This is a genomic window from Prosthecomicrobium sp. N25 (assembly GCF_037203705.1).
In the GTDB taxonomy this organism is placed as follows: domain Bacteria; phylum Pseudomonadota; class Alphaproteobacteria; order Rhizobiales; family Ancalomicrobiaceae; genus Prosthecodimorpha.
This window is the reverse complement of the sequence record NZ_JBBCAT010000001.1, coordinates 2205189-2229204: the sequence shown is the minus strand read 5'-3', so window position 1 is coordinate 2229204 and position 24016 is coordinate 2205189. Positions and strand designations below refer to the sequence as shown.

Below are 24016 nucleotides of genomic sequence, written 5' to 3'. Positions count from 1 at the left end.
GCAGGTCCGGATCGCTTGCTCCCTCGACCGCCCCCTCCGCCGCATCCCCGGCCGGAGCGAAGCGGAGCGCCGGGGGCCAGCGCGTTCCCCCGGCCGCAGCGCTTGCCCTCACAGGCTCGCGCCGGACTCCAGGGGGCGGCGCGGGCGGCGAGCCGCGGCGGGGCGGGTCTCCAATGTCCGGGCGAACCAGTCGATGGTGGGGCCGAGGCCTTCCGCCAGCAGCACGCGCGGGGTCCAGCCGAGGAGGCGGCGGGCCAGCGCGATGTCGGGGCGGCGGCGGCGGGGGTCGTCCTCCGGCAGCGGGCGATAGGCGATGCCGCTCGCGGCGCCGGTTCGCTCCAGCACCATGCGGGCGAGCTCGATGACCGTGAACTCGCCGGGATTGCCGAGATTGACGGGGCCGTCGGGAGTCCGGTCGAGGGCGGCGAGCGCGACGAGGCCCGCGACCAGGTCGGAGACGTAGCAGAAGGAGCGGGTCTGCTCGCCGGTGCCGTAGACGGTGAGCGGGCGGCCGGTCAGGGCCTGGACCACGAAATTGGAGACGATGCGGCCGTCGTCGGGCTGCATGCGCGGGCCGTAGGTGTTGAAGATGCGGGCGACGCGCACGTCGGCGAGGCCGAGGCGCAGGTAGTCGAAGCAGAGCGTCTCGCCAGCGCGCTTGCCCTCGTCGTAGCAGGCGCGCGGGCCCGTCGGGTTGACGTTGCCCCAATAGGCCTCGCGCTGCGGATGCTGATCCGGGTCGCCGTAGACTTCCGAGGTCGAGGCCTGGACGAAGACGGCGTCGTGGCGCGCGGCGAGGTCGAGGAGGTGGCGCGTGCCGAGCACGCTGGTCATCATGGTGTGGACGGGATCGGCCTGGTAGCGGGGCGGCGAGGCAGCGCAGGCGAGGTTGAAGACCACGTCCGCGGCGAGGTCGGCGGGCAGCGGGTCGCAGACGTCGTGGCGGACGAGGCGGAAGCGCGGGTGCCCCTGCAGGTGGGCGCAATTGGCCGGAGAGCCGGTCAGGAAGTTGTCGAGCGCGACCACCTCGTGGCCGCGGGCCACCAGGTGATCGCACAGGTGGGACCCCAGGAAGCCGGCCCCGCCGGCGACCAGGACGCGCCGGCGCCGGGACGGGATTTCGAGCGGACGGGTCATGAAGGCCTTCCTGTCGGCTGGGGGACGCGGGGCCGGTTCGGGGTCATGCGGCATCGGCCGAGCTTTGCCGGCGCGTCTCCCGGTCCAGGGAAGCCAGGGCCCGGATGAACTCGACGGCCCGGGCGAGGCCCGTGTGGGAAGCCAGCACGGCCGCCCTGCCGCGGGCACCGACCCGGCGGCGCTGGTCCTCCGCCATGCGGGTCAGGTGCTCGACGACCGCGTCGCCGTCGTCGACCGGCAGGATGGCCCGGCCCTCCGGCAGGACGTCGCCGAGCCCCGCCCAGCGGTCTGAAATGATGGGCACGGCGCAGGCCGCGGCCTCGAAGAGGCGGACGCTGGGCGACCAGCCGGCCCGGATCATGTCGGCGCGCGTGACGTTCAGGGTGAAGCGCTGGCGGCTGTAGAAGCTGGCGTGGTCGGCGGGGGCGAGGTGCTCGATGCGCTCGACATTGGCGGGCCAGTCGATGTGGTCGGGATACTGCGGGCCGGCGACCACGAAGCGACGATCCGGCAGGCGCCGGGCGGGCTCGATCAGCAGCGCCTCGAGGGTGGGCTGGCGGTCGGGACTGTAGGTGCCGAGGTAGCCGAGGTCCCAGTCGTAGGGCTCCCCGGTCGGCCGGTAGCGGGCCTCCTCGACCGAGCAGTAGAGCGCGACGGCCCGGCGGGCGCCGTAGGCGCGCTCCAGCCGGTCGAGCGTCGGGCCGCCCGTGAAGGAGAAGTAGAGATCGAAGGCGGGAATCTGGCGACGGTCGAGAAAGGGCGCGCCCTCCTCGTCCAGCGCGGCCAGCGTGACCGGGGTGTCGATGTCGTAGAAGGCGACCCGGCCGGTGGCGGCCGCCAGCACCTTGTCGATCACCGCGATGCCATCGGGCACGTAGGAGCCGATCAGGACCATCTCGGCCGCGGCGATCTCGGGGCGGTACCGGTCGAGATCCTCGAGGCTCGCGTAGAAGGCCAGCCGGCAGAAGGGCGGGTCCGGCAGGTCGCGGTTCTCCGCGTACCAGGGCACGTCGCGCTCCAGGAAGAGGATGCGCTTGCCGAGCCGCTCCAGCCCCGCGAGGAGAGCGCGGAACGTGGTCGCGTGGCCGTTGCCCCAGGAGGAGGACAGCGACAGGCCGAGGACGACGAGGTCGTACGGGGCGGCGGTCATGCGGCGACCTCGGCGGCGCGGGTGTCGATCAGGCGGCGGAAGATCCTGTCGACCTCCTCGGCGCGGCGGTCGTAGGTGTGCTCGGCGAGGACGCGGTGGAGGGCCTTGCGGCCGATCTCGCGGGCGCGCTCCGGGGTGAGGCCGGGCAGGAGTTCGGCGAGGTCCTGGCCGTCGCGGACGGGAATGACCTCCTCGCCGGGGTCGAGGAAGAGGCCGAGGCCGGGCCAGGCGTCGGTGATCAGGCAGGCGCCGGCGCCGGCCGCCTCGAAGACCCGGGTCGGCGGCGAGAAGCCGATCTCGGCCATGGACTCGCGGTTGATGTTGAGGACCGCCTTGGCGCTCACGTTGAGGGCGTTGTGGTCGCGCGTCGGCACGTGGCCGATGTAGCCGACATTGGGCGGCAGCGGCCGGTCGCCCCAGCCGGAGCCGCCCAGGAGGAACTTCTGGCCGGGCAGCCGGGCGGCGGGGTCGAGGAAGAACTGTTCGACGCGCGCCTCCCGGTCGGGGAGGCGGTTGCCCAGGAAGGTGAGGTCTGCGGCGAAGCGCGGCTCGGGGGGCACCGGGTGGTGGGTCTGCGGGTCGAGCGCGTTGTAGATGGGAATGCACTCGCGCGCGCCGAGCTTGCGGTAGCCCTCGACGACGGGCGGGCCGCCGCCGTAGGTCAGGACGACGTGGATCTCCTCGAGGGCGAAGCGGAGCGGGTGGTCGGGCCCGGCGCGCACCTCGGCGAGGGTCGCGGGCGCGTCGACATCCCAGAAGACCTTGAGCGCGCCCGGGCGGGCGGCGCCGAGGGCCGCGCCGAGGAGCGCGTCGTCCTCGAAGCCGACGCCACTCGTCTTGACCACGATGTCAGCGTCGTGGGCCCGGTCGGTCGCCCGGCGCAACGCCTCCAGGGTGCCTTCGTAGACGACCACCTCGCACCAGTCCGGGGGGTCGATGTCTCGGTTCTTCTGCCGATCCCAGACGTCGGGCTCGTAGAAGGTGACCCGGTAGCCGCGCGCGGCGAGCGCCCGGATGATGCCGCGATAGTAGGTCGCCGCGCCGTTCCAGTAGCTCGAGAGCAGGCTCGATCCGTAGAAGGCGATCTTCATGCGACGGTCTCCGGCAGCGCGGCGCGGACGCGGGCGGTCCCGACCTCGGCGAGGATGCCGAGGAGTTCGGCGACGCGATGGTGGCAGGTGTGGCGGCGGGTGATGGTGTCGAGGCCGGCGATGCGCAGCGCGCGGGCGAGGTCCGGGTCGGAGACGACGGCCTTCAGATGCTTCGCCATCTCGTTCGTGTCGCGGGCGACGAGGTAGTCGGTGCCGGGCCGGAAGAGGCCCTCCGCGTCGTCCCAGGGCGCGGAGACGAGCGGCACGCCGCAGGCGAGCGCCTCGAAGACCCGGATGGTCGGAATGCCGGGCAGCGCCTCCACATAGGGGCGGCGCGGGATGTGGACGGTGGAGCGGGCGCGGGCGAAGACGGCGGGCACGTCGGCGTTGGCGATCCAGCCGCCGAAATCGATCCTGGCGGCGGCCAGCCGCTCCAGCGCATCCAGGGGATAGCGGACGCCGCGCACCGTGGCGGAGAGGCCGAGGCGCTTCACGGGCTCGATCAGGAAGGCGTCGATCTCGGCGGAGCGCTCGCCGTCGCCCCAGTTGCCGATCCACACGACATCGGTGCCGCGGGCGGCCGCGCGCGGCCGGAACAGGCGCGTGTCGGCTGCCTCGTGCCAGGTGAAGACCCGGCGTCCCCAACCCGCCTTGCGGTAGCGCTCCGACAGCGTCTCTCCGAAGGCGAGCACCGCGTCGTAGTCGGAGAGATCGAGGTCGGCGATGGATTTCTCTTCCGAAACAGCCCGATGGTGGGTGTCGTGAAAGAGGAGCGTGAACGTGCCGCCGTTGCGCCGGGCGCGGCCGAGGCGGGCGACGAGGGAGGGCTCGGTCCATTCGTGGACGAGCACGAGGTCGGCCTCGGCGACGGCGGCCTCGTGGTTGAAGTCGATGTCGTACTGGAAGGAGGCGAGTTCGGGAAAGACCTCGGCGAAGCGGTCGGCGATGCCGGTCCCCTGCTCGGCCTCCAGGTTGGTCCGGCTCCAGCCGCCTTCCGGCTCCAGCGCCACTACCTCGTGGCCGCGGGAGATCAGGTCGCGGGCGACCCCGCGCAGAAAGTGGGCGTTGCCGTGGTTCCAATCCGAGACGAGGGAATGGGTGTAGAGAAGCACGCGCATGGTCAGCCCCCGACGCTCAGCGGGGCACCGGCGGTGCGCAGCACGCGGGCATAGGCGGCGAGCACCGCGTCGGCCTGGCGGTCGAGCGTGAACTTGCGGGCGCGACGACGGGCCCGCTGGCCGTACTCGCGGGCAAGACCCTGGTCGGCGGCGAAGCGGTCGATCATGCGCGCGAAGTCGGCCGGGTCGCGCGGATCGGCGAAGAGGGCCGCACCGTCCCAGAATTCCGCGAAGGTCGGGATCTCGGAGACGACCAGGGCGCATTCGGCGAGCGCCGCCTCGAGCACCGCCAGGCCGAAGGGCTCGTAGAGCGAGGGGGCCGCGAAGACGGCGGCCCGGGCCATCAGGGCGCGCAGGGCGTAGGAGGCCATCTCGCCGGTGGTCTCCGCGTGGGAGAAGACGGCCGTCTCGCCGTTCGGCCCCCGGAGCGCGCCGGCCATCAGGACGGGGGTATCGGCGAGCGCCGCCGCCTCGTCGAGGACGCGGCCGTTCTTGCCCTCGTCCCACCAGCGGCCGGCCGACAGGGCGAAGCACTGCTTGGCGGCCGGCTGCGGGCCCGGATCGGCCGCGTTCGGCACGACGTGCAGACGGTCGATCGGACCGTAGGCCTTGACCAGTGCCGCGGCGTGGCTGCGCGAGGGGGCGAGCACAAGGTCGGCGAGGTCGAAGCCGCGCCGGTTGGCGATCTCCTGCCAGGTCCAGGCGTCGGGCACGCGTCCGCCGCGTACCGCCGCCCACCAGGTCACCACGCAGGAATGGGAGGCGACGACGATCGGGCAGTGCACGTCCAGGCCGACGGCCTGGGACGGCAGGTCGAGGTGGACGAGATCGACGTCGTGCGCGCGGGCGATGTCGCCGATGCGGGCCGCCACCGGGCCGACCTCCTCGACCGAGCCCGCCATCCAGTCGAGCGGCAGGTCGAGCCAGGCGAGCTCCGTGTCCGCCATCGCCTCTACCTCGGCGATCTGGCCGTCGAGCGGCTCGGGGCCCAAGCCGACCAGGATGACGCGGACGCCCCGGCGGTTCAGGGCCCCGGCGAGGTCGACGGCATAGCGCCATACGCCTCCGACTGCGTCGAGGGTCATCAGGATGCGGCGGGGGCGGTCGCGGGCCGGGACGTGGCCCTGCGGCGCCGGCGGGCGGATCGCCTCCGCCGAGGGGCGCGCGCGCCAGGCGGGGAAACGGATCAGTGTCCCTTGCAGCATGCGTCCTCCAGGGCGGCGAGCGGCAGCGGACGGGCGTCCTGGATGTCGCTGAAGCGGTCGAAGGCGGTAAGGTAGTGCTCGTGTGCGCGCTCCCAGGCGCGGTCGTCGGGCTCGCCCCAGAGCTGGCGGTAGGTGGGCGAGCTCGGGTAGGGGTAGAGCGGCACCGGCTCGTTGGCCCAGACCCCGGCGGCAATGAGGCGCTCGCGCCAGGACCGCACCAGGTCCGCCTCGTCCTCCTCCATGCCGATCAGGTTCGCCTGCACGAAGGGCACGTGGCGGCGGGCCTTGACCAGGAGGTCGGCGAGCTCGTCGGTCGAAAGCTTGCAGCGCTTGGCGAGAGCCGCCCGCCCCTCGACGGTCAGGCTCTCGATGCCGGCCTCGATCGAGACGCAGCCGGCGCGGCCCAGAAGCTCCAGGAGGTCCGGCTTCCAGAGGTCGATGCGGGTCTGCACGCCGAACTCGACACGGCGATCCACGAGGGCCTCGAGGAGCGGCTTCTGCGGCAGGAAGATCTCGTCGACGAAGTAGACGTAGCCGACGCCCTGCGAGATCAGGCCGTCGATCTCGGCGAGTACGTGGTCGAGGCTCCGGCGGCGATACTTGTCGCGGTAGTCGATCTTGGCGCAGAAGCTGCAATCGTAGGGACAGCCCCGCGAGGCTTCGACCTCGGCGCCATAGCCCCGGCCGGCGCCGTCGAAGCGGTGGTGGTGATGGCGGTGATTGGCGATCCACTCGGTGGGCCAGCGCAGCGGCCCGTGGTCGACGAAGGGGCTCGCGGCCGGGGCGCCGTTGACGACCACTCGGCCGGCTTCGAGGCGGGCGGTGCCCGGCAGGGACCGCCAGTCGCCCCGGTCGCCGATGGCGCGCGCGAGGGCCGCCACGACCTCCTCGCACTCGCCGCGCACGACGACATCGGTGCCGAGCTTGGCGAGCGCCGCGCCGGGCGTGGCCGAGCCGTGCGGGCCGACCGCGACGGTCAGGCCGCCGCGACCGCGGAGCTCGGCGAGGAATTCGGCGGGAACGCGCAACTCCGGCGGGGCGCAGCGCCAGAACAGGTAGGTCGGCGCGGTGGTGACGACGGTCATGTCCGGCCCGAACACCGCGACCGTCTCGGCGAGCGCGCCGTTGTCGAGGTTCTGCAACTGGCCGTCGACCATCAGCGTCTCGTGGCCGTCCTTCTCCAGGAGCGCGGCCGTGTAGCCGAGTTCGAGGGGGAGATGCTCGTGGCGGCAACCGAAATAGACGCTTCCGTCGTAGTGCCAGGCCGGGTTGACGAGAGCCACCCTCATGCGCTGAGCCTCCGGTCTTCCAGGATCAGGCCGCTCTCGCGGCGCAGCCAATCGGCGAGGTCGGCGAGGCCGTCGCGCCAGCCGACCCGGGTCGTCCAGCCGAGCGCGGCCTGCAGGGCGCGGGTGTCCGCCACGAACCAGGGCTGGTCGCCGCGGCGCCAGTCGCTGCCGTCGAGGCGGATCTCGCGGCCTGCCAGGCGGGCGATCTCGGCGAGGGCGGCATTCAGGCTGACCGCGTTGGCCGGCCCGCCGCCGAGGTTGAAGGCGCGGCCCTTGACGCCCTCGATGCCGGCGAGGACGGCCCGGTAGGCGGCGACGGCATCGGAGACATGCAGGACGTCGCGGACCTGACGGCCGGTGCCGTAGATGGTGATCGGCTCGCCGCGGAGCGCCCGGATCAGGAAGTGGGCGAGCCAGCCCTGATCCTCGGTGCCGAACTGGTGAGGGCCGTAGATGCAGCTCATGCGCAGCACGGCGGTGGGCAGGCCATAGGACTTCGCCCAGTCGAGGACATACTGGTCGGCGACGCCCTTGGAGCAGCCGTAGGGCGTACAGAAGTCGAGGTTGCGGGCCTCGGGCACGCCGTGGGCACGCTTCGCCGGATCCCGCGGCAGGGTCGCCTCGCCGACGTCCTCGAAGCCGAGGTCCTCCAGGCTGCCGTAGACCTTGTTGGTCGAGGCGAAGACGACGGGAACCCGCCGTCCGGTGCGGCGCACGGCCTCGAGCACGTTGAGGGTGCCGCGGGCGTTGACCTCGAAGTCGGCGACCGGGTCCTCGAGGCTGGTCGTCACCGCCACCTGGGCGGCGAGGTGGACGACGGCGCCCGCATCCTCCAGCGCGGCCGATATGGCCGACGGATCCCGGACGTCGGCGGCGACATGGTGGACACGGGCCCCGTGGCGGGCCGTCAGCCAGGCGAGGTTGCGCTCCACACCGGGGCGGGCCAGCGTGTCGGCGACGATCACGTCGCGGCCCTCGGCCAGGAAGCTTTCGGCGATGTTGCAGCCGATGAAGCCGGCCCCGCCGACCACGGCGACCGGCCGCACCGCGCCGGAGAGGGCGGGGCGGGCGGGCACGGACCGGGTCACGTTACGAGCCCCCGGCGTTCCAGCTCGCGGCGCATCTCGGCGGCGCGGTCGGTCGCCGTGGAGGCGAGCACCCATTCGGCGAAGCCGTCGAGGGAGTTCTCCAGGCGGTGCCGCGGCTCGAAGCCGAGGAGATCGCGGGCCTTGCCGATGTCGGCGAAGCAGTTGCGGATGTCGCCGCTGCGCGCCTTCAGGAGGATCTCCGGGGGGATGTCCTTGCCGAGCGCGCGGGCGACGATGCGGGCGACGTCGGCGACCGAATAGGCCCGGCCGGAGCCGACGTTGATGACCTCGCCGGCGGCGCGCGGCTCGGTCATGGCGAGGCGGAAGGCGCGGGCGACGTCGCGGACGTCGACGAAGTCGCGCTTCTGGGCGCCGTCCTCGAAGATGAGGGGCCGTTCGCCGTTGAGGAGGCGGGAGGCGAAGTTGGCCAGGACGCCGGTGTAGGGGTTGGACAGGGCCTGCCCGGCGCCGAAGACGTTGAAGAGGCGCAGCGCCACGGCGTCGACCCCGTAGGCATCGCCGAAGATGAGGCAGGCGCGTTCCTGCGCGTATTTGGTCAGGGCGTAGATGGAGGCGAGGTCGACGGGCTTCTCCTCGTCGGTGGGGATCGGCTCGAGGGCCTCGCCTCCCGGCCCGACCGGCTCCCAGAGGCCGGCCCTGACGCGGGCGGCTTTCCGGCGGGCACGATCCACGCGGCGCCCGTCCGCGGTGCGGTAGAGGCCCTCGCCGTAGACGCTCATCGAGGAGGCGACCACGATGCGGGGAACCGGACGGGCGATCATCTGTTCGAGAAGCACGGCGGTGCCGAGGTCGTTCGCCCCGACATAGCGGCCGATCTCGTACATGCTCTGGCCGACACCGACTTCGGCGGCGAGGTGGAAGACGCCGTCGACGCCGTCGAGGGCGGCCCGGACGGCCTCGGCATCGCGCACGTCGGCCACGATCGCCTCGACGCCGGGCTCAGGCTCCGGATGCGAGCCGCCGTGCACCTGGTCGACGAGGCCGTCGAGGACGCGAACCTCGGCGCCCTGGTCGAGGAGTTCGCGACAAAGGTAGCGCCCGATGAACCCGAGCCCCCCGGTAACGAGATATCTGGCCGCCATTCATGCTCTCCGAAAACGACAGCGGACGGTAAAGCTGTCGGTTTTTCGAACTGCGGGGCCTTGCGAATTGTTCCGGGGGCAGGCGCGAAAGGGTTGAGAAAGTACCGGAATTCGCGAGACCGGAACGGTCCGCGCGTGAGAGGCGAAGAGGGGGAGTGATGATCGAGAGCCGGCGATTCATCCTGCGCGATTTCACGGCGGCGGACGAAGCCGCCTTTCGAGCCTATTGGGGGGCTGCGGGTCCGGGGGCGGCGGAGACGGACCCGGCGGTCGACGCCGACGGCCTCGTCGACCGCTTCCGCGACTGGGCGCGGGAGGAGCCGCGGACCAACCGGCAGCTCGCGGTCGTGCGCCGGCGGGACGGGGCCTATGTGGGCTGCGCGGGTCTGCGCGGTGCGGGCTGGCCGCCGCGCGTCGCCGAACTCGGGCTCGAGATCGTGCCAGCCTTCCGGGGCCGGTACGGCTATGCGGTGGAGATTGCCGCGGCCCTGCTCGCCTTCGGCTTCGGACCGCTCGGGCTGAGGGACGTGGTCGGGGTCACGACACCCGGCAATCGCGCCGCCAACCGCCTGGCCGCCTGGTTCGGCGGCGTCCCCAACCCTTCGTCGGGCGACGGACGGGCGATCTGGCGGATCGGCGCCGAGGGCCTGTCCGGGCGGACCGGGACCGGGCGCCCTCCCCTCACCCGCGGCCGATGAAGGGCATGTTCGTGGCCATGATGGTCATGAACTGGATGTTCGCTTCGAGAGGCAGGGCGGCCATGTGCAGCACCGCGTCGGCGACGTTCTGGACGTGCATGGTCGGCTCGGGGGCGAGCGTCCCGTTCGCCTGGGGCACGCCCTTCTGCATGGCGGCGGTCATGTCGGAGGCGGCGTTGCCGATGTCGATCTGGCCGCAGGCGATCGAGAAGGGGCGGCCGTCGAGCGAGATCGAGCGGGTGAGGCCCGTGATGGCATGCTTGGTAGCCGTGTAGGCGACGGAGCCGGGACGCGGCACGTGGGCCGAGATCGAGCCGTTGTTGATGATCCGGCCGCCCTGCGGCGACTGGCGGCGCATCAGGTTGAAGGCGCCGCGCGCGACCAGGAAGGCGCCGTTCAGGTTCACGTCGACGACCTTCTTCCACTGCTCCCAGGTCGTGTCGCCGACGAGGGTGGAGAGGATGGCGACCCCGGCGTTGTTGAAGACGACGTCCAGGCGGCCGAAGCGGGACTCGATGGCGGCGAAGAGGGCGTCGACGGCGGCGGGATCGGTGACGTCGGTCGGCGACAGGAGGGCGGCCTCGGCGGGGGCGCCGGACATGGCGAGGGTCGCGGCGAGTTCCGCCTCGCGCCGGCCGACCAGCACCACGCGGTAGCCCGCCTTCAGGAACGTCACCGCTGTCGCGCGGCCGATGCCCGAGCTCGCCCCCGTGATCAGCGCCACCTTGCCGGTCATCGTCGTCCTCCCCTTCGATCCGGAACGGGGCGGACAATGTCATGTTTCGGGCGAGCCGTCAGGCCCCCCGCCGCAGAGGTGCCATTCCGGGGGCTGCGGCCGGTCGTCGATTCCCCCCGCCCCGGGATCGCGGGAACGTCCGCCGCGAAGCCGCGGTTTCGGGAGCGCGAACGGTCCGTCTCGGTCGGGCGGGGTTCCGCTACGCGGCGCGCCGGCGCAGGATTGCCGAAAATCAGGAGAACCGGCGATGCTGGTGAAGGGCAAGTGGGCGGCGGACTGGCAGCCGGTCCAGGGGACGGACGCGAAGGGCGGCTTCGTGCGGCAGACCTCGAGCTTCCGGCACCGGGTCACACCCGGCGGAGAGACCGGCTTTCCGGCCGAGGCGGGGCGCTACCATCTCTACGTGGCGCTGATCTGCCCCTGGGCGTCGCGGACCCTGATCGCCCGCCGGCTGAAGGGCCTGGAGGCCGCCGTCTCGGTCGACGTGGTCGAGCCGGCGCTGTCCGACCAGGGCTGGCGCTTTCCGCCGGGCGGGGACCACGTAAACGGCGTCACTCACCTGCACGAACTCTACACCCGCGCCGACCCGGCCTTCACGGGCCGCGCCACCGTGCCGATCTTGTGGGACAAGGCGACGGGGACGATCGTCAACAACGAGTCGGCCGACATCCTGCGCATCCTCGACGAGGGCTTCGGCGCGCTGGCGAGCGGTCCGCCGCTGCGGCCCGCCGACATCGCCGGCGAGGTGGACGCGCTCGGGGAGCGGATGTACCCGGCGCTCAACAACGGGGTCTACCGGGCCGGCTTCGCCACCACGCAAGACGCCTACGAGGAGGCCTATGGCGAGGTCTTCGCCATGCTGGACGAGCTCGAGGCGCGGCTTGCGGGGGGCGGGCCGTTCCTCTTCGGCGACCGGCTGACCGAGGCGGACATCCGGCTCTTCGTCACCCTCGTCCGTTTCGACGCGGCCTATCACGGGCTCTTCAAGTGCAACCGGCGACGGATCGCCGACTACCCGGCCCTGTCGCGCCACATCGAGGCGATGCTGGACGTGCCCGGTGTCGCCGGCACGGTGTCGATCGCGCATATCAAGCGCGGCTACTACTCGATCAAGGCGCTGAACCCGAAGGGCATCGTCCCGCTCGGCCCCGACCTGCCCTTCGCCGACCGGCTCATAGCCCGGCCGGGCGATCCGGCCCACGGAGCGTGACCCTCAGGGGATCACGCCGTCCGGCAGGCTGCGCGCATGCTCGGCGACGGCGCCGGCGGTCGTGAACCAGATCTCGTCGCGCCGCTCGGCGATGTGCCGGAGGGCGCGGCGCAGATGGCGGAGCCGGTGGGGCTGGCCGACCAGATAGGGGTGCAGGGCGATGCCCATGACGAGAGGGCCCTTGGCGGACTGCTCCAACTGCTCGTCGAAAGTGTCGATGATCGTGTCGGCGAACTGTTCGGCCGAATCCTTGCGGCCGACGATGGCCGGGATGTCGTTGAGCTCCTGCGGATAGGGCACGGACAGGATGCGACGGCCGCCGCGGGCGGAGAACCAGACCGGCTGGTCGTCCATGCACCAGTCGAGGAGATAGTCGTATCCGGCCTCCGCGAGGAGGTCGGGCGTCCGGTGCGACTGCGAGATCCAGGGCCCCAGCCACCCGCGCGGCCGCCGGCCCTCATGGGCCTCGATGACGGCCGTGGTCTCCTCGATGAGGGTCCGCTCCTCCGGCTCCGCGAGCACGCCCTGCCGCTCGGAATTGGTGCGGCCGTGGCCCACCACCTCGTCGCCGCGGGCGCGGACGGCGTCCATGAGCTCCGGGCAATAGCCGTAGATGGCGCTGTTGACGAGCACGGAGGCGGGCAGCGACAGGGCGTCGAAGAGGTCGAGGAGCCGCCAGGCGCCGACCCGGTTGCCGTAGTCGCGCCAGGCGAAGTTCAGCACGTCCGGCTGCGGGCCGCCGGGAGCGAGTTCGGCCCCGAGGCCCTCCCCGAAGGCGAAGTGCTCCAGATTAAGGCCGATATAGACGGCGAGCCGCCGGCCGCCGGGCCACTCCCAGGTCGGCCGGCCCGCGATCGGGCTGTAGCGGTAGCGGCCGTGGGTGGGGAGGATCGGGGCGGAGCCACGAGGGCCCCGGGCGGGTTCGGTCGGGTCTTGGCTCACGACTGGGCTCCGGTGGGCCGGCGACGGCGGCGAAGTCTCGCGGATCGGAAGATTGGTCAGCCGCTTGCACACGATTCTCGTTCAGGCGCGGATGATTCCATATCAAGACGCGCGATGCAGCCCGGAAGGCGGCAGCGGCGCATTTTGCCTCCCCGCAGCTCGGATCCGTACGCGCGCAAAGCTTCGGGTCAGTAGGCGTACTTGAAAGACCGAATATCGCGCGCATACCGCTCGGCGACCAAATTGCGAAGCCTCGGTGTGTAATAGTCCCTGTAGTGTGTCCTACTGCTCGCGAGAAGATGAGGAAGCTTGACCTCTCGAGCCGTGCATGAGCACAAGAAAACCTCCAGGTCGCGCACATTCTCGAAACGCCCCAGGAAATCCATCCTCATCCTGCCGAAGTCATCAATCAGGAAGGTGAATTGCGACCTCCAGTGGGGCTCCGATTTGAACTCCGGGATGGAGACAACTGCTTCCACGAAATCGGCAAAGTCCATATTCTTTCGAAAGATGCCGTATGGCAGCAGGACTCGGCTGACCCCGTCCGCGAAGTTTTCCGGGTCACCGTCTTCCCTGATCTTCTCACTGTAGCACGACACCAGACGGTCCCAGGGATTTCGGACTAGTGCGAACCTAACCCTCTTCTGCTTGACCCCAAATGCTTGCCTCTTGGTCAGAACGACTTTGCTCCGGTCATAGAGTCCGTCCCACTTATGGGTCTGGAATAGCTCTGGCTTCCACTCTTGGTCCGGAAACTCGATATCCAGGAGATCGGCCATTGCCGCCATCACGCTGGAACAAGCCACCTTCGGAATGGCGAAGTACTGCAATCCGAAACCAGGAATGTCGATCACGGTGCCGGAAAGATCGTCAGCCATCCATCTGGATCGGAACAGCGATCTCAGGGTCTTCCGAACTGACAAGATTGCCCCCATCCCGAGCTTCCGACCGTTGGGATGACGCGGGACCGACTTCGGTTCCCGCCCAGTTCCCCACGGGCGCAAACGGGCATTCAGCATAGCATGAGGGGCGCGTCCGGCCGCACCGGTGCCTCAATGCATAGTTTCGATGACGATCATAATCTCTGCCGTCCGCCGGCCGGGAGAGGCCTCGAGATCCAGGCGGCACGGACGATAAGCGAATGGTCGGAGCGGCCAGATTCGAACTGACGACCCCCTGACCCCCAGTCAGGTGCGCTACCAGGCTGCGCTACGCTCCGAACCGGGCCGGAATAGACGGTTTCGGCTGAACGCGCAACCCGGATTGTCGCTTGGTCCCCAGCCGGATGGTGCCCGGCCGGCGAGAGCCGGTCAGCGCGCCTGGTCGAGCAGGCGCTTGCACTCGAGGAGTTCGAAGAGGGTCGCCTGCAGGCGCCGGATCTCCTCCCGGCTCAGGCTCTTGTTGAGGGGCGGCGGCGCGGAGGGGTCGTGCTCGCCACGGCCGGCGCCGCGGAAGCGGTCGATGAGGCTGCCCAGCGCTGAGCGGTGCTCGCCCGTCTCGTGCTCGGCGAGTCCGCCCTGGGCGGCGCGCGCGGCCCGCAGGGGGGACGCCATGGGGGCCACGGGATGGAAGCCGACCGCGCGAGCGGCCGGAGCTTCGGCCAGGTCGCGCGGTTGGCCGACGACCCGGTCCATGTCGTCCGCCGGCCCGCGGGGAGCGAAGCGCTGGGCAATGGCGGCAGCCGAGGGGTCCGCATGGGCCGGCAAGTCGGCCGCCGCCGCGTCCTCCGCCTCGTAGGCCTCGTCGAGGTCGCCCTCGCCCGGATAGGCATCCGCATAGGCCGGCTCGTAGGCGCCGATATCATGTGCGTCGGCGGCGGGGCCGGCGGCGTTCGGCTGGGGAGCCCCCTCGCGCCAGACGTTCATGACGAAGCGGACGCCGTTCTCCTTCAGGATCCGCTGGACCCCGCGGATGGTGTAGCCCTCGCCATAGAGCAGGTGGCGGATGCCCTTGAGGAGCTCCACGTCGTCGGGGCGGTAGTAACGGCGGCCGCCACCCCGCTTCAGGGGCTTTATCTGGGAGAATTTCGTCTCCCAGAACCGGAGCACGTGCTGCGGCAGGTCCAGGTCGGACGCCACTTCGCTGATGGTGCGGAACGCGTCAGGGCTCTTGTCCACGGTGTGCTCGATCCGCGCCGGCTCAAGTCCCGACTGCCGACCGTCAGGCTTCGCCCAGCGCTTCGTTGATCTTCTGCTTCAAGACGTTCGACGGCTTGAAGACCATGACGCGGCGTGGAGAGATCGGCACCTCCTCGCCCGTCTTCGGATTCCGTCCGATGCGTTCGCCCTTCTGGCGAACCATGAAGGACCCGAACGAGGAGAGTTTCACCGACTCGCCCCGTACGAGGCAATCGGAAATCTCGTCGAGGACCATCTCGACAAGATCGGCGGACTCCGTACGCGAGAGCCCCACCTTCTGGTAGACGGCTTCGCATAGATCGGCCCGCGTGACGGTCTTCCCCCCCATCGTACAGCCCCTTCGTTGGTTCCGGCCCGCGGCTTCGGCCGCCGCCGCAGGTCCTTCCTGTACGCAACCTGAAACGCAAGAACGGTATTGTAACTTCGCCTTCTTGGTCAATGGCCTGGAAGGAGGGGGGCGGGTGCGTGGCTTGGACGCGGGCTACAGGGTGACAAACGGGGGCCCGCAACCGGGGCGCGCGCCCGCCTACCAGCGGACGAGCACCGCACCCCAGGTGAATCCGCCGCCCATGGCCTCCAGAAGGACCAGGTCGCCGCGGCGGATCCGCCCGTCCTTGACGGCGGTGTCGAGGGCGAGCGGGATGGAGGCGGCCGAGGTGTTGCCGTGGCGGTCGACGGTGATCACCACCTTCTCGATCGGGATCCCGAGCTTCCTGGCGCTCGCCTCTATGATGCGCCGGTTGGCCTGATGGGGCACGAACCAGTCGATGGTCTCGGCGGAGGCCCCGGTCGACGCGAAGGAGTCGCGGATCACGTCGGTGATCATCCCGACCGCATGCTTGAAGACCTCGCGGCCTTCCATGCGCAGGTGGCCCGCGGTCTGGGTCGTGGAGGGGCCGCCGTCGACGTAGAGCTTATCGCGGTGGCGGCCGTCGGAGCGCAGGTGGCAGGTGAGCACGCCACGCTCCTCCCCGGCCGCGGCGGCTTCGAGAACCACGGCGCCGGCGCCGTCACCGAACAGCACGCAGGTGCCGCGATCGGTCCAGTCCAGGATGCGGGTGAAGGTCTCGGCGCCGATCACCAGGGCGCGCCGGGCGAGGCCGGCCTTGATCTGCGCGTCGGCCGTGGCGAGGGCGAAGACGAAGCCGGAGCAGACCGCCTGCAGGTCGTAGGCGAAGCCGCGGGTGATGCCGAGATTGGCCTGGACCTGCACGGCGGTCGCCGGGAAGGTGTAGTCCGGCGTCGCGGTGGCGACGAGCACGAGGTCGACGTCGGCGGGGACGAGCCCCGCGTCGGCGAGCGCGGCCTCGGCGGCGCGCGTGGCGAGCACGGAGGTCGTCTCGGCCGGGGCGGCGCGGCGGCGCTCGCGGATGCCGGTGCGCTCGACGATCCAGTCGTCGGAGGTGTCGACGATCCGCGAGAGGTCGTCGTTGGTCAGGACTTCGGCGGGCAGATAGGAGCCGACGCCGCGGACCACGGTCCGGTTCACCATCACGCGTCCCCTGCTCCCGCTCCGGCGGTGCGGGCGAGCACCCCGGCGCGGCGATACGAGGCGAGACCCTGTCCGATCTTCGCCATCAGGTCGTTGACCACCATGTCGTAGCCGAGTTCGATGGCGGCTGCGAAGCCCTCTGCGTCCGTGCCGCCGTGGCTCTTGATGACGATGCCGTTGAGGCCGAGGAAGACGCCGCCGTTCACCTTGCGCGGATCCATCTTCTCCTTCAGGGCATCGAAGGCGCCGCGGGCGAGGACGTAGCCGATCTTGGCGAGCCAGGACCGGGACATCGCCTGGCGCAGGTACTGGGCGATCTGCTTGGCGGTCCCCTCGGCGGTCTTCAGCGCGATGTTGCCGGCGAAGCCCTCGGTGACGACCACGTCGACGGTGCCCCGGCCGATGTCGTCGCCCTCGACGAAGCCCTGGTAGTCGAGCCCGGGCAGGTCGGCCTCCTTCAGGAGCCGGCCGGCGGTCTTGACCTCCTCGTTGCCCTTGACCTCCTCTACGCCGACATTGAGGAGGCCGACGGTCGGGCGCTCCACCTCGAAGACGGCGCTCGCCATGGCGCTGCCCATGACGGCGTAGTCGACGAGCTGGCGGGCGTCCGCGCCCACGGTCGCGCCCACGTCGAGCACGATCGACTCGCCCCTGAGCGTCGGCCAGATGGCGGCGATGGCGGGGCGCTCGATCTCGGGGAGGCCGCGGAGGCAGAAGCGCGCCATGGCCATGAGGGCACCGGTATTGCCGGCGGAGACGCAGGCCTGGGCCTCGCCGGCCTTCACGGCCTCGATCGCCTTCCACATGCTCGACTTCCAGCGGCCGGCACGTAGGGCCTGGCTCGGCTTGTCGTCCATGCGCACGACGACGTCGGTGTGCACCAGCTTGGAGGCGGCCTTCAGGCGCGGATGGGATTCGACCAGCGGCGCGACAACGGCGGTGTCACCGTAGATCAGGAAGCGGATGTCGGGGCGCCGCTCGAGAACGAGGTCGGCCCCGGGGATGATCACCCGCGGACCGGCGTCGCCGCCCATGGCGTCGAGCGATATGATGATGGGCTTCACCATCTCGGGGCGCGAAGCTTCTTTCGGTGGGGCGGCGCTGAGACGGCGGTGCCCGTTCGGGAGGCCGGACAATAGCGGTTTCGCACGGGGAGACAACTCTAATCTCGGTATCGGACCGACCCGCGGGAGCGGGGCGGACGCTCGGTCAGTCGCGCTTCAGCTTGGCCAGGGCCGCGAAGGGGGACGCGGGCGCCTCGGCGCCGCCGCGGCTCTCCGCGACCGGCTCGAAGGCGACGCCCGGCTTGCGCGGATAGGGGTCGAGGCCGAGCACCATGTACTCCTCCGCGACGGCGCCCGGATCGAGGGTGCCGCCCTCGAAGACGTCGGGCGGGTCCTCCGCCTCGGCATCGAGGACCACCTCGCCGTCCTCGTCGCGGGCGGCCGCATACTTGGCGGCCTCGGAGGGCGGGACGAACTTGACGTCGACCGGCTCGTCGACGACTTGCGCGACCGGCTCGAGGGTCACCACGCAGGTCTGCGTCACGGAAGCCCGAACCCGGCCGGTCATGCGGAAGCCGGTGCGTGCCCAGGGCCGGACGGTCAGCTCCGCCTCCAGGCTCTCGATCGAGGGGATGTCGATGTCGCGGGCGAGCGCCCGGCGCTCGGCCTCGGTCGCCACCACGCGCACCGTGGTGCCGTCGGGCGAGACGTCCGAAATGGCGAGCGGCCGGCTCAGGATGGGCGCGGGACTCGGATGGGCGGTCATGGTTCGGCTCCTTCGGGGCGGACATCGGCGGGGTCCGGCCAGGGGATGGCGGCGTCGAGCAGGGTGCGGGGCGGACTCGCCTTCAGGCTGGCGGCGGTCGCGAGGGCATAGCGGGCCAGGCGCGCGGCACCGGCCGCCTCTGCGGGGCCGGACCGGCCGGCCCACACGTTCTTCAGGAAGGCCGCGGCGAGGGCCGGAGCCCCCTCCCCGGCGGCGCGGCCGTAGGCGAGCGCGCGGCCGTTGTAGGCCTGGCCGAGCTTCGTCATCTTCTTCTTCATCGAGAGGTCGCCGACGCCCATCTCGCGTAGCGACCGGTCCATGTCGGCGAAGAAGAGGTCGAGCACCTCCTGGGCGCCGGCGCGGATCGGCGCGTCCTCGTCCTTCAGCCGGTCGAAGAGCAGCGCGATGTGGACCAGGATCATCTCGAAGCGGCCCTCGACGGTATCGGGCACGGCATAGTCCAGGTAGAAGGCCGGCTGCCGTGCCTGTGCCACGATCGAGCCATAGACGGCATAGCTCGAATCGGCGATTCGGGATCGGAACCATCCGAACAGCATGGGGTGTCTCCAGACCTCCGTCGTCGAGGTTTCGGTCCGCGCCTGGCCGGCCCCGTTGTCATCCGACCTAGCGCAGGCTAGGGAAGATGCCAAGCGACGCGGTCCCGGCGAGGCGGGCGCCTCTTGTCGTCAGGCCTCACGGGAGTTCCTTTCATGCAGTCTCAGGGACCGAAGGACGCGCGCCGCTGCACCGCCGCGGGTCTGGCCCGCCGGGTGGCGATCGCGTGCACGGCCGCCTTCCCACTCCTCCTGACGGCCTGCGCGGAGGAAACGTTCCACGGCTATGTGGTGTCGGAGCAGGCGGTCAGCCAGGTCCAGACCGGATCGAGCCGCGAACAGGTGCTGCTGGTGCTCGGTTCGCCCTCGACCACGGCGACGGTCGGCGGCGAGGCCTTCTACTACATCTCGCAGAAGACCTCCCGGCCGGTCGCCTTCATGGAGCCAACGGTCAAGGACCAGCGGGTGCTGGCGGTCTACTTCGACGACAAGAGCCGCGTGCGCGAGGTCGCCAACTACGGCCTGCAGGACGGCAAGGTGTTCGACTTCATCTCCCGGCGCACCAAGACGGCCGGCCAGGACTACGGCTTCCTGAGCCAGCTCCTGCGCGCCGGCCCGGCCCTGGGGATGGGGCAGTAGCTGCGGCACCCGGGGGCTCACGATGCAGGCGCCAGCCTGCATCAAGTCTAGTCGAGAATGTCGTAAATTACATACGTATATCCTGCAGGTCGCCGCAACCCAAAGCGGGCTGCTCGCCAGCCATGGATGTCGAGCTCTCGTCAAAGAGACTATGAACATCTGTACGCATTTTTTTTCATCTTGAGTTTTATACTAACATTCTAGTCCTTTTTGAGTTATTACGGAAGTTTTCTTTTAGTTTACGTAGCGTCATTTTAATATACTTGTGATATAGTCTGGTATTTGCATCTTCTTATCTGATCAGATAATCGTCATTCAACCATCTTTTACTTGATGCGGGACAAAGTACCCTCAACCAGAGAGGACTTTGTCATGAACCTCGCACGAATCAGCATCGGACGACAGCTCTTCATGCTCGGCGGCCTGGGCATCGCCGGCCTGCTCCTGATGGCGGCCGTCGGCGTGGTCGGCGACCTTTACCGGGCCGGCCTCGACGCCGAACTCGCCACCAGCACCGAAAACGCCCTGGGTGCCAGCGAGTTGGGCTCGACCGCTCTCCTCCTGCGGCGGTCCGAGAAGGATTTCCTGCTCCGGGCGGAAATCAAGTACGCCGACAAGGCCAGAGCGACGCTGGAATCTCTAGCGGTCCGGACCGGCGCCATGGCGGCGCGCGTCCCCCCGGAGGACAGGGCCGAGTTCACGACCGTCGCCGAAGGGCTCTCGACCTATCGCGAAAGCTTCGCGAAAATCGTCGAGGCCCGGGTCGCGATGGGCCTGACGGCCGAGGATGGAGCCCAGAAGGTTCTCCGCAAGGCCGCCCAGGACTTGGAAGCGGTCGCGGACGAGGCTTCGGCTCACGAAGTATCGATCCTGGTGCTGCAGCTTCGGCGGCACGAGAAAGACTTCATGCTGCGCCGGGACTCGAAATACGTCGAGCTGACGCGCCAGACCGCGGCCAAGCTGAATGCCGCGATCGCCGCCCCCGGAGTGCCCGCCGGGGTTTCGTCCAAGGGCGCCACGCTGGTCGCCGCCTACCTGGCCGGCTTCGACGCCTATGTGGCGGCCGTGGAGCGTGCGCAGGCGGCCGAGAAGAAGCTGTCGGCGGCCTACGCAGAGGTCGAGCCCGCCCTCGACAGGATCGTCGAGCGGGAGGTCGCGTCGGGGCAGGCTGCGCGGGCGAAGGTCGATGCAGGGCGGTCCTGGAGCAAGCTCGTCAGCCTCCTTGTCTTCGCCACGATTCTGGTCGGAGTCGCCGTCGTGGTGCGGATGATCTGGCGCTACCAGACGGGTACCCTCCGTGAGCTGATGGAATGCATCAACCGCCTCGCGGGAGGCGACCTCCAGGCCGTGCCGCCCGCCACCGACGCCCGCAACGAGTTCGGCGAGATCGGACGGGCGCTCGACGTGTTCAGGGGGTCCATGCTGGCGGCGCAGGCGGCCCGCGAGACCGAGGGGGCCGAGCAGAAGCGGAATGCCCGGCGCTCGGCGGCGGCGGACCGCTTCGCCGCACAGATGCAGAGCCTCGCGGGAGATTTCGCCAACGGGTCCGAGGAGGTGTCCACCGCCGCCCGCAGCCTCGCCGATACGGCGGAGGAGACGTCTCGGCAGGCCCTCGCGGCTTCGGGCGCGGCCGAGGAGGCCTCGGCCAACGTCCAGACCGTGGCGGCGTCGACGGAGGAGATGGAGGCCTCCATCCGCGAGATCGCGCTGCGGGTGACGAAGGCCACCGATGTCGCCGCACTCGCCGGCCGCGAGGCCGGCCAGACCGAAGCGGAGGTCCGTGCCTTGTCGGATGCGGCCCAGAAGATCGGCGAGGTGGTCGACCTGATCGCTTCTATCGCCGCCCAGACCAACCTGCTCGCCCTCAACGCCACGATCGAGGCGGCGCGGGCGGGGGACGCGGGGCGCGGATTCGCCGTGGTGGCGCAGGAAGTCAAGCAGCTCGCCGCCCAGACCGCCCGCGCCACGGAAGAGATCAGCGCCAAGGTCGGAGACATCCAGCAGGCCACGGGCCGAACGGTCGGGTCGATCGGGCGCATCGTCGGCACCGTGGAGGAGATCCAGTCGATCTCGACGGCCATCTCCGCCGCGATCGAGCAGCAGGGCGTGGCGACGCGGGAGATCGCCGCCAACACGCAGCTCGCCGCGCAAGGGACTGAGGGCGTCACCGGGTCCATCACGGGCGTGGGGCGGGCGGCGGAGATCACCGGTGCGGCCGCGACGCAGCTCATGGGCCTGTCGCAGACCATGACGTCGCAGGCCGGCGCGCTCCGGCACGACGTCGAGGCCTTCCTGGCCGAGATGAAAGCCGCCTAAGGCCTGCACGAGCAGCAAGCCTCCTCGCGCGAAGGGCCGGCCGCCGCCCACCCGAAACGGAAAAGCCCCGCGCGATCGCTCGCGCGGGGCTTTCGATTCCTCGGGGCTACCGCCCGTCGTCCTCAGTGAGCGAGGATCGCCAGGAGCAGGAGCGCCACGATGTTGGTGATCTTGATGGCGGGGTTCACGGCCGGGCCGGCCGTGTCCTTGTAGGGGTCGCCGACGGTGTCGCCGGTGACCGAGGCCTTGTGCGCGTCGGAGCCCTTGAGGTGCTTGACGCCATCCTTGTCGATGAAGCCGTCCTCGAAGGACTTCTTGGCGTTATCCCAGGCGCCGCCGCCCGAGGTCATCGAGATGGCGACGAAGAGGCCGGTGACGATCACGCCGAGGAGCATCGCGCCCACCGCCGAGAAGGCCTGGCTCTTGCCCGCGATGGCGTAGACCAAGAAGTAGGTCACGATCGGGGCGAGGACGGGCAGGAGCGAGGGGATGATCATCTCCTTGATGGCGGCGCGGGTCAGCATGTCGACCGCGCGGCCGTAATCCGGCTTGTCGGTGCCGGCCATGATGCCCGGCTTCTCCTTGAACTGCCGGCGCACCTCCTCGACGACCGCGCCCGCCGCACGGCCGACGGCCGTCATGGCGATGCCGCCGAAGAGGTAGGGGATCAGGCCGCCGAAGAGCAGGCCGACGACCACGTATGGGTTCGACAGGGAGAAGTCCGGGGTCACGCCCTTGAAGTACTGGAACGTGGTGGACCCGGCCTTGTTGGCCTCCGCGATGAAGTACTGGAGGTCGTAGTTGTAGGCGGCGAAGAGCACCAGGGCGCCGAGGCCGGCGGAGCCGATCGCATAGCCCTTGGTGACGGCCTTCGTGGTGTTGCCGACGGCGTCGAGGGCGTCGGTGGTGTGGCGGACCTCCTTGGGCAGGCCCGCCATCTCGGCGATGCCGCCGGCGTTGTCGGTGACCGGGCCGAAGGCGTCGAGCGCCACGATCATGCCGGCGAGGCCGAGCATGGTGGTGACCGCGATGGCGGTGCCGAAAAGGCCGGCGAGCTGGAAGGTCGCCACGATGCCGACGACGATGACCAGGGTCGGGAGCGCGGTCGCCTCGAGGGAGACGGCGAGGCCCTGGATGACGTTCGTGCCGTGGCCGGAGACGGAGGCCTGGGCGATCGACTTCACCGGGCGGAAGTCCGTGCCCGTGTAGTACTCGGTGATCCAGACGATCAGGCCGGTCACCACGAGGCCGAGGATGCCGCAGAAGAAGAGGTTGGTGCCGACGATCTGGACGCCGCCGATGGGGTTGCCGATCGGGCCCCAGCCGACCGTCAGCGAGGTGGCGAGCGCGAGGCCGACGACGGAGAGGATCGAGGTGACCCAGAGGCCCTTATAGAGGGCGCCCATGATGGAGTTGTTGGCGCCGAGCTTCACGAAGAAGGTGCCGGCGATCGAGGTGACGATGCAGACGCCGCAGATCATCAGCGGGTAGAGCATCGCGGAGCCGACGATGGCCTGGCCGCCGAAGAAGATGGCCGCGAGCACCATGGTGGCGACGACCGTCACCGCGTAGGTCTCGAACAGGTCGGCCGCCATGCCGGCGCAGTCGCCGACGTTGTCGCCGACGTTGTCGGCGATGGTGGCCGGGTTGCGCGGATCGTCCTCGGGGATGCCGGCCTCGACCTTGCCGACGAGGTCGCCGCCGACGTCGGCGCCCTTGGTGAAGATGCCGCCGCCGAGACGGGCGAAGATGGAGATCAGCGAAGCGCCGAAGCCGAGGGCGACGAGGCTGTCGACCACCGTGCGGCTGGTCGGGGAGATGCCCATCGCGCCGGTCAGGATCGCGTAGTAGACCGAGACGCCGAGGAGCGCGAGGCCGGCGACGAGGAGGCCCGTGACGGCGCCGGCCTTGAAGGCGATGTCGAGACCGCCGGCGAGTGACTGGGTCGCGGCCTGGGCGGTGCGGACGTTGGCCCGGACGGAGACGTTCATGCCGATGAAGCCCGCCACGCCCGACAGGACCGCGCCGATCAGGAAGCCGACGGCGACCAGCCAGCCGAGCAGCACGCCGACGAGCACGAAGATGACCACGCCCACGATGCCGATGGTGGTGTACTGGCGCTTCAGGTAGGCCTGCGCGCCCTCGGCGATGTAGCCGGCGATTTCCTGCATGCGGGCCGAACCCGCGTCCGCGGCCATCACCGATTTGATGGCCCATACGCCGTAGGCGATGGACAAAAGTCCGCAGACGATGACGATGAAGATGGACATGACGCCTCCAGGTGACCTCCGCAGCGCCCTCGGCGGGCATGCGGAGCGGGCCCGATTCCTCGCTCGGATC

At 70.3% G+C, this 24016-nt stretch carries 22 protein-coding genes and 1 tRNA gene; 4 read left to right on the top strand and 19 right to left on the bottom strand.

All coding sequences use genetic code 11. The features are described 5' to 3' along the window. Positions 1 to 108: 108 nt before the first annotated feature. Genes WBG79_RS10085 through WBG79_RS10050 form a run of 8 tightly spaced genes read right to left on the bottom strand, consistent with a single transcriptional unit; the run spans position 109 to position 9181 of the window. Entirely contained in the window at positions 109 to 1137 is a 1029-nt protein-coding gene (locus tag WBG79_RS10085) for a UDP-glucuronic acid decarboxylase family protein (RefSeq protein WP_337356975.1), read from the bottom strand. Between the two features lie 43 nt (positions 1138 to 1180). Further along, a complete protein-coding gene (locus tag WBG79_RS10080) occupies positions 1181 to 2287 on the bottom strand; it encodes a CgeB family protein (RefSeq protein ID WP_337356974.1) in 1107 nt (368 codons plus the stop codon). After that, on the bottom strand, positions 2284 to 3378 hold the full coding sequence (locus WBG79_RS10075; RefSeq protein WP_337356973.1) for a CgeB family protein: 1095 nt from the start codon (positions 3376 to 3378) through the stop codon (positions 2284 to 2286). Before WBG79_RS10075 ends, WBG79_RS10080 begins: the two co-directional genes overlap by 4 nt. Next, positions 3375 to 4496: a CgeB family protein gene (locus tag WBG79_RS10070; RefSeq protein WP_337356972.1), complete on the bottom strand. Its 1122-nt coding sequence runs from the start codon at positions 4494 to 4496 to the stop codon at positions 3375 to 3377. Before WBG79_RS10070 ends, WBG79_RS10075 begins: the two co-directional genes overlap by 4 nt. A 2-nt stretch (positions 4497 to 4498) precedes the next feature. Beyond that, positions 4499 to 5701 (bottom strand): glycosyltransferase family 4 protein, encoded by a 1203-nt coding sequence (locus WBG79_RS10065; RefSeq protein ID WP_337356971.1) that lies wholly within the window; start codon positions 5699 to 5701, stop codon positions 4499 to 4501. After that, entirely contained in the window at positions 5683 to 6990 is a 1308-nt protein-coding gene (locus WBG79_RS10060; RefSeq protein WP_337356970.1) for a TIGR04295 family B12-binding domain-containing radical SAM protein, read from the bottom strand. Before WBG79_RS10060 ends, WBG79_RS10065 begins: the two co-directional genes overlap by 19 nt. Further along, positions 6987 to 8078, bottom strand: a complete 1092-nt coding sequence (locus WBG79_RS10055; RefSeq protein ID WP_337356969.1) for an NAD-dependent epimerase/dehydratase family protein — start codon at positions 8076 to 8078, stop codon at positions 6987 to 6989. Before WBG79_RS10055 ends, WBG79_RS10060 begins: the two co-directional genes overlap by 4 nt. Continuing rightward, entirely contained in the window at positions 8075 to 9181 is a 1107-nt protein-coding gene (locus WBG79_RS10050) for an NAD-dependent epimerase/dehydratase family protein (protein WP_337356968.1), read from the bottom strand. Before WBG79_RS10050 ends, WBG79_RS10055 begins: the two co-directional genes overlap by 4 nt. A 158-nt stretch (positions 9182 to 9339) precedes the next feature. Between WBG79_RS10050 and WBG79_RS10045 the strand changes: the two genes are divergently transcribed. Continuing rightward, on the top strand, positions 9340 to 9879 hold the full coding sequence (locus WBG79_RS10045; RefSeq protein ID WP_337356967.1) for a GNAT family N-acetyltransferase: 540 nt from the start codon (positions 9340 to 9342) through the stop codon (positions 9877 to 9879). Here the strand turns inward: WBG79_RS10045 and WBG79_RS10040 are convergent. Then, a complete protein-coding gene (locus WBG79_RS10040) occupies positions 9863 to 10615 on the bottom strand; it encodes an SDR family oxidoreductase (RefSeq protein WP_337356966.1) in 753 nt (250 codons plus the stop codon). The two genes, WBG79_RS10045 and WBG79_RS10040, sit on opposite strands and share 17 nt — an antisense overlap. 247 nt (positions 10616 to 10862) lie before the next feature. Between WBG79_RS10040 and WBG79_RS10035 the strand changes: the two genes are divergently transcribed. Continuing rightward, the gene (locus WBG79_RS10035) at positions 10863 to 11825 is read left to right on the top strand and encodes a glutathione S-transferase family protein (RefSeq protein WP_337356965.1); all 963 of its coding nucleotides are present in this window, start codon (positions 10863 to 10865) and stop codon (positions 11823 to 11825) included. 3 nt (positions 11826 to 11828) lie between these two features. Here WBG79_RS10035 and WBG79_RS10030 read toward each other — a convergent pair whose 3' ends face one another. The 9 genes from WBG79_RS10030 to WBG79_RS09990 all read right to left on the bottom strand — a co-directional run bounded on the left by WBG79_RS10030 (position 11829) and on the right by WBG79_RS09990 (position 18724). Further along, positions 11829 to 12767, bottom strand: coding sequence for a polysaccharide deacetylase family protein (locus WBG79_RS10030; RefSeq protein ID WP_443147423.1), 939 nt, complete (start codon positions 12765 to 12767; stop codon positions 11829 to 11831). A gap of 188 nt (positions 12768 to 12955) precedes the next feature. Continuing rightward, positions 12956 to 13645: a sulfotransferase family 2 domain-containing protein gene (locus tag WBG79_RS10025; protein WP_337356964.1), complete on the bottom strand. Its 690-nt coding sequence runs from the start codon at positions 13643 to 13645 to the stop codon at positions 12956 to 12958. Positions 13646 to 13909: 264 nt separating this feature from the next. Beyond that, positions 13910 to 13986: transfer RNA gene (locus WBG79_RS10020), tRNA-Pro, on the bottom strand. A 91-nt stretch (positions 13987 to 14077) separates the two neighbouring features. Beyond that, the gene (locus tag WBG79_RS10015; RefSeq protein WP_337356963.1) at positions 14078 to 14884 is read right to left on the bottom strand and encodes a MerR family transcriptional regulator; all 807 of its coding nucleotides are present in this window, start codon (positions 14882 to 14884) and stop codon (positions 14078 to 14080) included. A gap of 43 nt (positions 14885 to 14927) precedes the next feature. Further along, entirely contained in the window at positions 14928 to 15233 is a 306-nt protein-coding gene (locus WBG79_RS10010; protein WP_337356962.1) for an integration host factor subunit alpha, read from the bottom strand. A 198-nt stretch (positions 15234 to 15431) separates the two neighbouring features. Next, positions 15432 to 16394, bottom strand: coding sequence for a beta-ketoacyl-ACP synthase III (locus WBG79_RS10005; RefSeq protein ID WP_337357919.1), 963 nt, complete (start codon positions 16392 to 16394; stop codon positions 15432 to 15434). Between the two features lie 2 nt (positions 16395 to 16396). Further along, on the bottom strand, positions 16397 to 17464 hold the full coding sequence (gene plsX / locus WBG79_RS10000) for a phosphate acyltransferase PlsX (protein ID WP_337356961.1): 1068 nt from the start codon (positions 17462 to 17464) through the stop codon (positions 16397 to 16399). Between the two features lie 142 nt (positions 17465 to 17606). Then, positions 17607 to 18167 (bottom strand): YceD family protein, encoded by a 561-nt coding sequence (locus tag WBG79_RS09995; RefSeq protein WP_337356960.1) that lies wholly within the window; start codon positions 18165 to 18167, stop codon positions 17607 to 17609. Then, positions 18164 to 18724, bottom strand: a complete 561-nt coding sequence (locus tag WBG79_RS09990) for a ubiquinol-cytochrome C chaperone family protein (RefSeq protein ID WP_337356959.1) — start codon at positions 18722 to 18724, stop codon at positions 18164 to 18166. The genes WBG79_RS09995 and WBG79_RS09990 overlap by 4 nt, the downstream gene beginning before the upstream one ends. A 153-nt stretch (positions 18725 to 18877) precedes the next feature. Between WBG79_RS09990 and WBG79_RS09985 the strand changes: the two genes are divergently transcribed. Then, on the top strand, positions 18878 to 19360 hold the full coding sequence (locus WBG79_RS09985) for an outer membrane protein assembly factor BamE (protein ID WP_337356958.1): 483 nt from the start codon (positions 18878 to 18880) through the stop codon (positions 19358 to 19360). A 372-nt stretch (positions 19361 to 19732) separates the two neighbouring features. Beyond that, a complete protein-coding gene (locus tag WBG79_RS09980; RefSeq protein ID WP_337356957.1) occupies positions 19733 to 21676 on the top strand; it encodes a methyl-accepting chemotaxis protein in 1944 nt (647 codons plus the stop codon). 122 nt (positions 21677 to 21798) lie between these two features. Here WBG79_RS09980 and WBG79_RS09975 read toward each other — a convergent pair whose 3' ends face one another. Next, positions 21799 to 23946, bottom strand: coding sequence for a sodium-translocating pyrophosphatase (locus WBG79_RS09975; RefSeq protein ID WP_337356956.1), 2148 nt, complete (start codon positions 23944 to 23946; stop codon positions 21799 to 21801). Between the last annotated feature and the right edge of the window lie 70 nt (positions 23947 to 24016).

Bases quoted from the DNA above. Each gene is read 5' to 3' on its own strand.
- WBG79_RS10085 (WP_337356975.1), bottom strand. From the start codon at position 1,137: ATGACCCGTCCGCTCGAAATCCCGTCCCGGCGCCGGCGCGTCCTGGTC.
- WBG79_RS10080 (WP_337356974.1), bottom strand. From the start codon at position 2,287: ATGACCGCCGCCCCGTACGACCTCGTCGTCCTCGGCCTGTCGCTGTCC.
- WBG79_RS10075 (WP_337356973.1), bottom strand. From the start codon at position 3,378: ATGAAGATCGCCTTCTACGGATCGAGCCTGCTCTCGAGCTACTGGAAC.
- WBG79_RS10070 (WP_337356972.1), bottom strand. From the start codon at position 4,496: ATGCGCGTGCTTCTCTACACCCATTCCCTCGTCTCGGATTGGAACCAC.
- WBG79_RS10065 (WP_337356971.1), bottom strand. From the start codon at position 5,701: ATGCTGCAAGGGACACTGATCCGTTTCCCCGCCTGGCGCGCGCGCCCC.
- WBG79_RS10060 (WP_337356970.1), bottom strand. From the start codon at position 6,990: ATGAGGGTGGCTCTCGTCAACCCGGCCTGGCACTACGACGGAAGCGTC.
- WBG79_RS10050 (WP_337356968.1), bottom strand. From the start codon at position 9,181: ATGGCGGCCAGATATCTCGTTACCGGGGGGCTCGGGTTCATCGGGCGC.
- WBG79_RS10045 (WP_337356967.1), top strand. From the start codon at position 9,340: ATGATCGAGAGCCGGCGATTCATCCTGCGCGATTTCACGGCGGCGGAC.
- WBG79_RS10040 (WP_337356966.1), bottom strand. From the start codon at position 10,615: ATGACCGGCAAGGTGGCGCTGATCACGGGGGCGAGCTCGGGCATCGGC.
- WBG79_RS10035 (WP_337356965.1), top strand. From the start codon at position 10,863: ATGCTGGTGAAGGGCAAGTGGGCGGCGGACTGGCAGCCGGTCCAGGGG.
- WBG79_RS10025 (WP_337356964.1), bottom strand. From the start codon at position 13,645: ATGGCTGACGATCTTTCCGGCACCGTGATCGACATTCCTGGTTTCGGA.
- WBG79_RS10010 (WP_337356962.1), bottom strand. From the start codon at position 15,233: ATGGGGGGGAAGACCGTCACGCGGGCCGATCTATGCGAAGCCGTCTAC.
- plsX (WP_337356961.1), bottom strand. From the start codon at position 17,464: ATGGTGAAGCCCATCATCATATCGCTCGACGCCATGGGCGGCGACGCC.
- WBG79_RS09995 (WP_337356960.1), bottom strand. From the start codon at position 18,167: ATGACCGCCCATCCGAGTCCCGCGCCCATCCTGAGCCGGCCGCTCGCC.
- WBG79_RS09990 (WP_337356959.1), bottom strand. From the start codon at position 18,724: ATGCTGTTCGGATGGTTCCGATCCCGAATCGCCGATTCGAGCTATGCC.
- WBG79_RS09985 (WP_337356958.1), top strand. From the start codon at position 18,878: ATGCAGTCTCAGGGACCGAAGGACGCGCGCCGCTGCACCGCCGCGGGT.
- WBG79_RS09980 (WP_337356957.1), top strand. From the start codon at position 19,733: ATGAACCTCGCACGAATCAGCATCGGACGACAGCTCTTCATGCTCGGC.
- WBG79_RS09975 (WP_337356956.1), bottom strand. From the start codon at position 23,946: ATGTCCATCTTCATCGTCATCGTCTGCGGACTTTTGTCCATCGCCTAC.